The organism is Microvirga sp. GN3, from assembly GCF_055792825.1.
Genome location: NZ_JBVVAK010000215.1, coordinates 1 through 11,078, shown reverse-complemented (window position 1 = coordinate 11,078; position 11,078 = coordinate 1). Strand labels below are relative to the sequence as shown.

Here is an 11,078-nt window from a genome sequence, read left to right as displayed (position 1 = left end):
TTCTTCGCCAGATCCAAGCCAATTGTGCTAACCTCTCCCATGGACGCCTCCCTCAAGTGGTGCAGTTCAACACCTCCACTTTGGCACACCGAGGCCGTTGGGGGGCGTCCACCTCATCAAAACCCATCGAGGCATTGTGTTGCGATCCTGGCGCAGGCAGGGATAGCCCACATGGTTCCATGCCCTTGACGCATGCCGGTATCGGCTTGGCCGTATGGTGCATTGCAGCAACCGCTGGCCACCTCCAGCGTTCATCCTCCTGCGCTCGGACGAAGGCTCCGAGTGGCCCTGCCGCACGACGGATCAACACCAACATACCTTCGGCAGGTTGGAGGCAGACCATGACTTTTCTCGATCCTATCGGCGACCAAGCCCTCTTGGGCTCTCTTGGCAAGCCTCAGAACATGCCTCAACGCACCTTCCGGAGCGCAGGTGCCAAGCCAAAGCGGGTCTCCCTCGCGCTGCAGGGCGGAGGAGCCTTCGGCGCCTTCACTTGGGGGGTGCTCGATCGCCTGCTGGAGGAGGGCGTATGCTTCGATGCGGTGAGTGGCGCCAGTGCGGGCGCCATGAACGCGGTGCTGCTCGCCTCCGGGTTGGCGCAGGGCGGTGCTGACGAAGCACGGGATACCCTTGAGCGGTTCTGGCGCAGGATCAGCGAGGCCGGTCGTCAGAGCCGCTTGATCTCGTCAAATCCCATTCTGTCGCGCGTGACCTCGCAGCTCTCGCCCTACCAGTTCAACCCCTTCGACCTGAACCCCCTGCGCGACATCCTCACCACGGAGGTCGATGTCGAGGCTGTGCGCACCGAGGCTCCTTTCCGGCTGTTGCTTGGAGCAACGCGGGTCCGTGACGGAGCGCTGCGGATCTTTCGCAACAAGGACCTGAGCTACGATGTTGTCCTCGCCTCCGCATGCCTGCCGCAGCTGCATCAGGCGGTGCTGATCGATGACGAGCCGCATTGGGACGGCGGCTATGCGGCCAATCCACCCCTTATGCCGCTCGTGACCGCCACGAGGGTCTCGGAGATATTGGTCGTGCAGATCATTCCGGCAAACCATACCGAACTGCCGACGACCTCACCGGAGATCCACAAGCGACTGAACCAGATCACCTTCAACAGCTCGCTGCAGCGGGATCTGGAGGCCCTTGCGATGATGAGCCAACTCTGTCGAGAGGGAGACATGCAGAACTCGCGGCTCGGGCGCAAGCTGCGACGTCTCAAGCTCCACCACCTGATTGCCGAAGACCATGTTGAGGGTCTCAGCGGGCTCAGCTTCATGAACACCGAGTGGGCGCATTTGCAGCACCTCAGGGATCAAGGGCGAGAAGCTGCGGATGCATGGCTTTCGAGCCAATCCGCGCATGAAATGCGGTACATATCTCCCTCGACTGGATAGTCTGGCGCCCGCCGGAAATCCGGCGGGCCAGGCGGACTCTCAATCCACGTGTGAGGGCGGCCTGTCTTGGCAGAACACGCTAAATTCTCAAGCCCGCGCGGCTTCGCGTAGTGAAGCCCTGCCATTAGAGGTGCGCGCCCCAAGGAAGTTCGGGAGGCTGAACTTGCCCGCGCCGCTGGCGAAGTAGAACAGCAGGCCACCGATGACCGCAACGTTCTTGAAGAACTGCGTCTGCTGAGCCGCCTGGGCTTCTGGCGGGAAGGCCCAGAAGGCATGGCTGATCAGGCTCGCGATGAACGTGAAGCCAATCAGCACTAGCGCGGTGAGGCGTGGGGCAACGCCCAGGATTAGGGCGACCGGGCCGAGAATCTCGGCGGCCACGGCGAGGATTGCGAGCAGGTCGGGAAAGGGCAGTCCCTTGCCGGCCAGCATTGCCGTGAAGCCGGACAGGTCCAACAACTTGCCGATCCCGGCGGGGAGGAAAAGGGCCGCGACGGCCAAGCGGGCGACCAGCAGGGCCACATCGTTCGTGCGGTTGGTCATGGTTTCTCCGTCAATCTTGAAAAGAATCAGAATGTATGTTGAAGGGTGCGATCAGCTATGCTGCATTGCAGCAATGCACAGGTTGGGTAACATACGCCCATCGGTTGACAAGAGATCTGGGGAGCACAATCGCGTGAGGGTGGCTCACTCCCAGAACAAGGTTGCGTAAGACTCAATCGTCGTCGTCCACGCCCTGCCTGGGGCGTTTGGAGCGATCATCATCCCGGGCGCGTTAGCGATAAATGCGCGTTCGTAGAAGCATCGCTCCCACCTATCGTCCGTGACGACAGTGTCGACCCGGGTATGGCCTCCGTTTGATGAGTTCGGACTTGAGTTTTAGGGACGTGTTGCCGGCCTGTCTTGGCGCTGCGAAGGAAAGCGCAGCCAGCGTTGGACCATGAACAGGTGTTTCACAATCTATCTGCTAATTCTGCGTGGGTTCCGAAGACGCCACACTTGGCCTGAATAGACGATGATGAGAATTCTTGATGAATGGGTCCTCAGCAAAATCGTTGCACAGTGCTGGGGCAAATTGAAACGCATGACGTGCCGCTACGTCTCCAAATAGCACACCTGAGACCTGAACTCGAAGGCGGCTAAGTCCGCGAGGCTGTGTAAAAACTCGGACAAGCTCGAACGCGGCGTACTACTTGTACAACTTCATTCTTCTGCACCGGGTAAATCCCGGGCTGCCTAGAACCGCAAGACATACAAGAAGGACAGGCATTCTTCAGAGGCTGACCCGAAGCCAAGGGGCGATGTCCGGAAGCGGCTACAAGTCATTGTCGGAGCGAGGGCGCCGGATACCGGCACCCCCGCGGTCTCGGACCGGGCTAGATGAACGCGAAGTCGTCCGCCCGCAGAGAGTTCAGCATCACGTTCTTCAGCGTGACGCTGCTGCCGTCCTGAGCCGTGATCACCGTATCGGTGCCAACCTGCAGGCTGGCGGCGCGGACCGCCGCGAAGCTTGCGAACCCGTTGTCAAAGGTAATCACGTCCTCACTGCGGAAATCGGTAACGGTGTCGTTGCCGAAGCTGCCGCGGAACACGAATGCGTCCGCTCCGGTACCGCCGGTGAGGAGATCGCTGCCCGCGCCCCCGTCGAAGACGTCGCTGCCCTGCTCGCCGAAGAGCTCGTCCGCGCCGCGGCCGCCGAGCAGGATGTCGTCGCCGCGCCCGCCGGTCACTACGTCCTTGCCGTCGCCGGCCTCCAGCCGGTCGGCTCCGTTGCCGCCGCTGAGGCGATCTTTGCCATTGCCGCCGGTGATCTGATCCGCGCCGTTTCCGCCATCGACGACGATCCCCTGCGAGATCGCCAGCCGCGCGATCAGCGGGTCGTGGTCGCTTGTCTGATCGGCGAACTCCGCATTGATCCGCAGCACGTCGAAAGTGGAGTGCCCGGCGAGGCTCTTACTCACCATAATATGATCAAGGTCCTGCGAATTGCCGTCGAACATGTAATCGTAGCGCTCATTTTCTGGTAGCAGGTCGGTGAGATCGAAGAGGCCCGCCTCCTCCAGGCGCTCGACCGGCTTCGAGAAGCCGAAATCGTTGAGGTCGCCGAGGACAAGCACGTTGGCATCCTCATCGACCGCGTAGATCGATTCCACGAATTTGGCCACAACCTCGGCCTGTGCGAGGCGCTGTGTCTGCGTGACCTCGACTGGTGGCTGGTTCACCCCGTAAAGCGGGTCGTCCCCGCCCTTCGAGTTGAAGTGGTTATTCACGAGAATGACCTTCTCCTCGTTGAACACGAACTCCGCCGCCAGCGGCTTTCGGGAGTCCTCGAAGGCCGCATTCGTCGGATCCAGGCGGCCGACCGTGTATGCGAGATCCACGCTCCCGCCCGCATTCACGACCGCGTTGGCGTCGTCGTAATCGCCGATCGTCGGGACAGAGTCCGCCAACTGGACCCGGGCCGCGTTGTAGAGGAAGACCTGGCGAATGTTGCCGCCCGACTGCCCGCCGTCCTCGTTGTTCTCCGGCGCCACGTAGGTGTAGGAGTATTTTGGACCGCCCGCGAGTTCGATCGCCGCCAGGAGCTTCTGGAGCGTCACTTCGGACAGCGTCACCCCGTTGTCGGTGGTGCCGTTGTCGTCCTGAATCTCCTGGAGCGCCACGATGTCCGGCGACTTCAGCTTGTTCACCAACTCAGTGGCGATGGTGGTGAAGCGGCTCACCGGATCATTGGCGTCGAGGTTCTCCGCGTTGTAGGTGGCGACGGTGAGATGGTCGGCATCGCCCGCCGCAAGGGACGTTGCCGCCTCCTTCTGCAGGCCGCCACTTGTCACCGTGAACGCCTCCGTGACGATCACCTCGTAGTTGGAGCGGCTGTCGTAGCCCATGATGCCAGTGACGTCGCCGAGGCTGTCGCCGGTGTTCGCGGTGTAGTCGTTGTTGAAGACCCGGTTGTCCTCCTGAATGGCGATCTTCTCCGGATTGAAGTCACCCTCCTGGATGATGAGGCCGCCGCTCGGCGTCTGGAGGCCGGCCCCGGCGCCGTTGTCCACGACCGCGAACACCTCGGTGTCGCCGAAGGAGTTCGTGAAGGACGGACCGACGGAGCGGGTGTCGTTGAGGGTGACGACCATGCCCTCGAGGCTCTCCCAGAAGTCGACGCCGTCGGTCGTTGCGTCGAACGCGGTCAGCCCATCGTCGTCGTAGGTCGCCGTGACCGGCTGGCGACCGCCGCTGCCGATGATCTGCGCCTGGATGGTCCCGGTGTTGCCCGTTTCGATCACCTCGCCGTCACTGCCGATCCGGATCTGTGTGGCCGAGAGCTCGGTGGTGCTTCCGGAGTTCGGGAAGAACTCGTCCACGGTGCCGGAGACCTGGACCTCGTCGCCGACTATGATCGAGGCTGCCGGCGCCGACCCGGTGAACACGAAGACGCCATCGGAAGTGTTCACGTCATCATCCGGCGTTGCGTCCTGGATCCAGAAGCCGTTCGAGGTCCGGCCTGTCACGATGCCGATCGTGGTGACGAACTGGCCGAGCTTCGGCGAGGTATGGGCCGCGCCCTGGATCTCGGCGATTTGAACGAGCGTCGTATCGTCGTCGTTGATGCGTGTGGCCGCGGTGCCGTCCGCGATGGCGCCCGCGCTCGGGTTAGAGAGGGTGATGCTGAACGCCTCGTTGCCCTCATCCACCGCATCCGCCGCCACGGTGATCGTGATGGTTTTCTCCGTCTCGCCCTCGGCGAAGCTCACGAGGCCCGAGGTATCACCGAGGAAGTCGTCGGCCTTGGCCTGCCCGGTCCCACCAGTGCCCGAAAGGCTCCAGGCCACCGTCACCGCGCCGACAGCGTTCGCTCGGGTGATCGTGAAGGTCACAGGTGTTCCGGTCGCACCAGTGCCCTCGATCGGCGGAAGGACCGGATCCGAGATGGAGAAGGTCTGCGTGCCGGTCACGACCGTGTGCTGGCCAAGGTCATCGAGGGTGTTGCTCGCAAAACCCTCCCACTGCGCGGCGGGGTCGAAGGTGTCGAATCCGTTGATGTCGCCGTCGGTTACCGAGGCCTGACGGCGCAGGGTGTTGTCCAGCGTACTTGCGGTTCCGGAGCCCCATTCCGGGTTGGGACGCACGCCGATCTGTCCAATCACATCGATGAGGGTGAGCGCATTGTCAGGACCCTTGGCGAGCGCCACCACATCATCTCCATTGTACAGACCGATCCCTGTCGTCTGGTCCGCAACGTCAAGAATTGCCTGACTAGCGGAGGCATGGGCCAACACGAAAACGTCGCCGGGAGCCAAGACACCAGTCAAATCGATAATCTGGGACGGAGAGGAACTTCCATTGGAATAAAGCACCAGCTTGTATCCCAGCGCAGCCAGATCGATGGTGGCTCCGGTGCCGTTATAGATCTCAATCGCTTTGTTGTTGCTCGATCCCTCGATATACTCGGAGATAAACAGATCCTGCGAGAAAGCCATGGATTACCTTCGTTGGTGATGGAAGTGGAAGCGAGCTCTTGCGGCCATACTCGACTGATTCGGCACGTCAGTGCCAACACAAACGAAAGCGATGACACCGGCATGACGTTTCCGCACGTCCGAGACTGTCGGCGACAGCGGTCCGCTGCTGTAAAAGCAGAAATCTACCGAGCTGATCGGAGCCGCTAAGAGGCCCAGTCGACGCACCTTGCAGGTTCTCCCTCGTTGCCTTAGGCGCTCAGAACGTCCTCTTCAGGCTCAGCCGGAGCGTAGTCCAATCGTCATCTCCGGTGTCACAGGAATGCGACATAAGCCGCATAATGAAGGCTGACCCAATGACGAGTTAGTTCGGCAGGAGTTAACGAGTGATCGAAGTCGCTGCCGGAGCCCTCTGCCTAATTCTGACGCTCGTTAATCTGATCAGCATCATCATTGCAGCAGTGAGGCTGCGATCAGCCGCGTCGTGCAAGACTTCAGTAGGATCTGCTGAACCTGTCACAATCATCAGGCCGTTGTGTGGCATCGAGCCCTGGATCGAGGAGACACTGGCTTCCAGCTTTGCTCTGAACTACCCGCATTATGAGCTGATATTCTGCGTCGCGCGCGTGGACGATCCTGTCATCCCGCTCGTACGCAGGCTCATGGCATCTCATCCCCGGGTTCCCTCGCGTCTTCTCGTGGGAGATGACCGGATCAGCGACAACCCTAAGCTTAACAATTGCATGAAGGGCTGGCAGGAAGGCCGCTTCAACTGGGTGATTCTTGCGGACTCCAACGTTCTCATGCCTCAGGATTACATCCAGCAGCTGCTGTTGAGCTGGAGGCCCGATACAGGTCTCGTTTGCTCGACACCCATCGGGTCACGTCCAAAAGGGTTCTGGGCGGAAGTCGAGTGCGCCTTTTTGAATACTCTTCAGGCGCGGTGGCAATATGTGGGCGAGAGCCTCGGCCTTGGCTTTGCCCAGGGCAAAAGCATGCTCTGGCGCCGGGACTTTCTTAACTCGAAGGGCGGCATCAGAGCGCTCGTCGCTGAAATCGCCGAAGATGCGGCAGCGACAAAGCTCGTGCGGGAAGCCGGGTTGCATGTTCATCTCGTGCATTCGCCCTTCGAGCAGCCGTTAGGGCGCCGTACGGCGCGTCAGGTTTGGGCGCGGCAAATCCGGTGGGCGCGTCTCAGGCGCGTGACCTTCCCATTGTTCTTCGCACCCGAGATCCTAACCGGGGCCGCCCTTCCACTCCTGACCGGAGGTTATTTCGCGGCGGCCGATCTGCACAGCGTCACGGCGATCGTACTGATCCTGGCTGTGATTTGGTATGGCGCGGAATGTGCGCTGGCAAAGAGTAAAGGGTGGCACGTCTCGTGGCGTTATCCGACGGCGTGCCTTATCCGGGACTGTCTCATCCCGATCCTATGGGCGAGTGCTTGGATCGCCAAGAACGTCGTTTGGCGTGGAAATGCAATGACCCTTTCAGTCAGCGCCGTTGAGTCATTGCAGGAGAGTTCCTTGACCAGATGAGCGTTGTTTCCATCTGCGCTGATTGCAAAATGGTTGGCACAGAGCTGGTTATGCAGCTCGTCACGGTGACGTCGCACAGGTCGGTCCGTCGCCTTCGATGCAACCCGACGGGCAGGTTTCCGGAGGCGGGGCAGCCATAAGCGATGCACACGATCGTCCAGATGGTGTCATCGGCGCGCCCAACGAGCTCTGTTAAGCTTCCTGCCGCGAAGGACGACGTAATGATTGTCGACGGAGAAAGCCATGAAACTCAATCGCCTGAGCGTCGGTACGTTCAATCTCTACAATCTCAACGAACCTGGCCTGCCCATCTATACCGACACGAGTGGATGGTCACAGGCCGAATTTGACCGCAAGATCGACTGGACAAGCCGCGTGATCCGACTGCTGCATCCCGACATCTTCGGGTTTCAGGAGCTTTGGCATGGCGCGTCAATCGCGCGGGCCCTCGATGCTTCGGAGATCGCCAACGAATACGACCTACTCGTCCCCGAGAACACCGATGGTACGCGCATCGTCTGCGCGGCAATCGTGCGCAAGGGGCTGTTGGTCGGGCAGCCGGAATGGATTGAGCGCTTTCCGGAGCAATTCGTCCTCAAGAGCTCCGGCGATGATCCGCAGACGCCCGCGATCAGCGTTGCGATCGACAGCTTCTCGCGACCGGTCTTGCATTTTACGGTTCGGCCGCGCAAGGAGCACGAGCCGATCCACGTCTATGTCTGTCACTTCAAGTCGAAAGGGCCGACCAAGGTCTTCCGGGAGGATTGGTTCAGGGCGGACGAGACTTTCTACAAGAAGCACGCGAGCAGCCTGGGGGCTGCGATGTCCACCATCCGCCGGACGGCCGAGGCGGCGGCGTTGCGGTTCATGCTGACCGAGCCGATGAAGGGAACCCGCACCCCCGTGATCGTGCTTGGCGACATCAATGACGGCCAGCACAGCAACACAGCCAATATCCTAACCGAGCAGCCGCGCTATCTTGTCGGAGACAGCATGGGCGGCGGCGATATCAGCCTTTACACCGCCCAGACCCTGCAGGAGTACCGCAGCACACGGGATGTCTACTACACCCACATTTTCCAGGACATCATGGAATCGCTCGACCATATCCTGGTCAGCGAGGAGTTCTACGACAACTTCCGGCGGCGCATCTGGATGTTCGACGGCATGACGGTCAACAACGACCATCTGAATTTCGACGACCACAAGGCAACGGGCACCAACGATCACGGCGTGATCTGCGCGACCTTCAAGTACCGACCAATCAAGGCCGAGGCCAAGGAGATCGCCGAGCGCACCCGATAAAGCGGACTGCCGTGTCTCCTGTTCGCCGCACGCGGGAGCTCTGCTCATGTGGCTGGATTGAACCATTCACGACCGGACTCCAGCACAGCCTCAGTATACCCGCATAATCCGGATGGTTCGTGCCTTGGCACGTGACCCGTCAAACTCGGGCGAGCACCAGGCAATCGAGCACGGCCCAATAGTGACAGGCCGCTGCGACGAGGACGAAGCCGTGCCAGATCGCGTTCTGGAAGCGCAGGCTCTCCCAGACATGGAACACCACGCCGACCGTATAGAGAATGCCGCCGGCCGCGAGGAGGCAGAGGGTGGAGTAAGGAAGCGCACCAAACACGGATTCATAAGCCAGGATGCCGCTCCAGCCCAAAGCCAGGTAGAGGAGAATCGAGAGCCGCTCAAAGCGGCCTGGGAAGCGCAGCTTCAACGCGATCCCGGCCATGGAGGTCAGCCACACACCGACCAGCAGCATCAGGGATTCCACGCTCACCTTCATCTGCGTGATGAAGGGTGTGTAGGTACCGGCAATCAGAAGATAAATGGCTGAATGGTCAAACCGTCGCAGCACCCATTTGACCGGCGAAACGGGCCAGAGATTATAGAGCGCCGAGACGGTGAGCACTGTCACGAGTCCGGTCCCGTAGATCAGGATGGACGTGAACTCCCATGCCTCAGCGGCCGGAGCGGCCATGATAAGCAAGGCGATGATGGAGGTGACTCCGAACATCACACCGATGGCGTGCACGATGCCGTCTGCGACAATCTCTTTCCGGTCGTAGTTCCATTCCAACATTGCCACCTCGGTGAATAGACTGGCCTCAAGATACCACCGCAAACCTCGGGTTCGAGGCCAGTGGCATCTGAAAGACAATACGCCGTCTGTGTAGCACTCTTATGGCGGCTTACTCCGTTGCAACGCTTTGTTGCACGAATAGGCGAGTTGGTAACCGGCACTCGGTGACATAGGAGGACTGTGCCCCTCATGTTGGATATGTGCCGTGCCATTCAAGGCCAATGCTGCTCGTCGTCGCCGCATCCCCAAGCAGCGGCACCGAGTGACGAATTGGGCAGAGTACGACGCGGCTCTGCGCCAGCGCGAAAGCTTGACGATCTGGTTCTCTGAGGAAGCCATTGCCGCCTGGCGGGCCGAGCCGCGCACGACACGAGGCGGTCAGCCTCACTATTCTACCCTCGCCATCAGAACGGCCCTGACCCTGCGGGCGGTGCTCCGGTTGGCGCTGCGCCAAACCGAAGGGCTGATCGGTTCGATCCTCCACCTCCTGGTTCTGGATCTGGCGGTGCCGGATCACTCAACCCTGAGCCGGCGGGCCGAAACCCTGGAGGTGCCAGGGCCATGTCCGCGCTCCGGAGGACCTGTTCATCTGCTGGTCGACAGCACCGGCCTGCGCCTCGGCGGGCCCGGCGAGTGGCTGATCGAGAAGCACGGCTCCCGCAGACGCCGGTCCTGGCGAAAGCTGCACGTCGGGGTGGATGCTGAGACTGAACAGATCCTGGCATCGGAGCTGACGACCAGTGATGTTGATGATGGCTCGCAGGTTGAACCTTTGCTTGACCAGGTCACCGGTCCTCTCGCCTTATTCATCGGCGATGGTGCCTACGATCACGCGGGTATCTATGGCGCCGTTGCCCAACGCCATCCTGATGCGGAAGTCATCGTTCCACCTCGATCAACGGCGGTGCCGAGCGAAATGGCAGAGAGCACCCCGACCCAACGCGATCTGCATCTCCAAAGTATCGAGGAGCATGGACGCATGGGCTGGCAGAAGAGCTCTGGGTACACTCGTCGGGCCCTGGTGGAGGCATCCATCAGCCGCTTCAAACGAGTAATCGGCGATTCGCTGCGCTCGCGGACGGACCGGCGTCGTGCGAATGAAGTCGCCATTGCAATTCATGCGCTCAACCGCATGCTTGAGCTTGGACGCCCGAAGTCCATCCGCATCGCCTGAACAAAGGCGTGGGATGGGCTCGATACGTTCACCAGTGGATCCATGCAACACGGTGACCGTTCTCCTGTGGGCGTTCAACGAACTGGCCAACTGGCAGTCCGAGATGGCCGACAAGCTGCTCATCTCAAGCACGGAAGACATCTTGGACCAGATCGCGACCGCAGAGCGGATCGCCAACAGCCCCGAGCCGTACGACAGCTACGGCGCGACGTGGGTTCTGGACGGCCAGAGGGCTTGGACCCCCCGCTCTTGCACGAGTTCCGAGCCAGCGGACAGGGCAGACGGAGCCCTATAAGCCTGTAATTACCCACGCCCTTGTCATCAGGCGCAATTCCTGAATCCATGGGGCCATGGATCGCACTGATTTGCAGCGCCTGACGAAGGAAGAGCTGATCGAACTGGTGCTGCGGCTGCAGCGGC

8 protein-coding genes are annotated in these 11,078 nt (G+C 60.8%); 5 read left to right on the top strand and 3 right to left on the bottom strand.

From position 1 onward, the window contains the following. Positions 1-341 precede the first annotated feature (341 nt). Entirely contained in the window at positions 342-1,397 is a 1,056-nt protein-coding gene (locus tag ACS5Q1_RS43480) for a patatin-like phospholipase family protein (protein WP_473104051.1), read from the top strand. 87 nt (positions 1,398-1,484) lie between these two features. On the opposite strand, the gene ACS5Q1_RS43475 is transcribed toward ACS5Q1_RS43480, so the two are convergent. Continuing rightward, a complete protein-coding gene (locus ACS5Q1_RS43475) occupies positions 1,485-1,940 on the bottom strand; it encodes a DoxX family protein (RefSeq protein ID WP_473104050.1) in 456 nt (151 codons plus the stop codon). A gap of 833 nt (positions 1,941-2,773) precedes the next feature. Then, the gene (locus tag ACS5Q1_RS43470; RefSeq protein ID WP_473104049.1) at positions 2,774-5,875 is read right to left on the bottom strand and encodes a lamin tail domain-containing protein; all 3,102 of its coding nucleotides are present in this window, start codon (positions 5,873-5,875) and stop codon (positions 2,774-2,776) included. Between the two features lie 365 nt (positions 5,876-6,240). Here ACS5Q1_RS43470 and ACS5Q1_RS43465 point away from each other — a divergent pair, with 365 nt between their 5' ends. Both ACS5Q1_RS43465 and ACS5Q1_RS43460 read left to right on the top strand, forming a co-directional pair. Beyond that, on the top strand, positions 6,241-7,392 hold the full coding sequence (locus ACS5Q1_RS43465; RefSeq protein ID WP_473104048.1) for a ceramide glucosyltransferase: 1,152 nt from the start codon (positions 6,241-6,243) through the stop codon (positions 7,390-7,392). A gap of 243 nt (positions 7,393-7,635) precedes the next feature. Beyond that, positions 7,636-8,697, top strand: a complete 1,062-nt coding sequence (locus tag ACS5Q1_RS43460) for an endonuclease/exonuclease/phosphatase family protein (protein WP_473104047.1) — start codon at positions 7,636-7,638, stop codon at positions 8,695-8,697. A 139-nt stretch (positions 8,698-8,836) separates the two neighbouring features. Here the strand turns inward: ACS5Q1_RS43460 and trhA are convergent, their stop codons facing one another. Then, complete coding sequence (gene trhA, locus ACS5Q1_RS43455; protein WP_473104046.1) at positions 8,837-9,484, bottom strand: PAQR family membrane homeostasis protein TrhA; 648 nt, start codon at positions 9,482-9,484, stop codon at positions 8,837-8,839. Positions 9,485-9,689: 205 nt separating this feature from the next. On the opposite strand from trhA, the gene ACS5Q1_RS43450 reads away from it, so the two are divergent. Continuing rightward, a complete protein-coding gene (locus tag ACS5Q1_RS43450) occupies positions 9,690-10,658 on the top strand; it encodes an IS5 family transposase (protein WP_473104045.1) in 969 nt (322 codons plus the stop codon). 52 nt (positions 10,659-10,710) lie between these two features. Continuing rightward, positions 10,711-10,953: a hypothetical protein gene (locus ACS5Q1_RS43445; RefSeq protein ID WP_473104044.1), complete on the top strand. Its 243-nt coding sequence runs from the start codon at positions 10,711-10,713 to the stop codon at positions 10,951-10,953. Positions 10,954-11,078 lie beyond the last annotated feature (125 nt).